The sequence below is a fragment of the Salifodinibacter halophilus genome, assembly GCA_012999515.1.
Lineage (GTDB): Bacteria > Pseudomonadota > Gammaproteobacteria > Nevskiales > Salinisphaeraceae > Salifodinibacter > Salifodinibacter halophilus.
Genome location: JABEEB010000506.1, coordinates 1 through 249 on the forward strand (window position 1 = coordinate 1; position 249 = coordinate 249).

Sequence of the window (249 nt, forward strand, 5' to 3'; positions counted from 1 at the left end):
AACTCGCGGTAGCGAATCTCGTCGGCGTGCTCCTCGCGGGCGTCGGCGAGCGCGTCGGGGTCGCGGGTCTTCAGCTCGGTCGGCCAGTCTATCCACGCCCGCCGGAACTCGTCTTTCAGGGCGGCGAACAGCGCGTAGTCGTCGAGCCAGCCGGCCTCGCGCTCGCGGAAGGCGTCGAAGGCGGCGCGGTCGTCCTCGGCGGCCTCGGCCTCGAAGCGGTCGAAGGCGGTGCGAAGCCGCGAGCGCTTG

The 249-nt window shown here is 72.3% G+C and carries 1 protein-coding gene; it reads right to left on the reverse strand.

All coding sequences use genetic code 11. The features are described from left to right. A partial coding sequence (locus HKX41_12630; protein NNC24980.1) for a 4-alpha-glucanotransferase occupies positions 1-249 on the reverse strand: 249 nt, incomplete at both ends.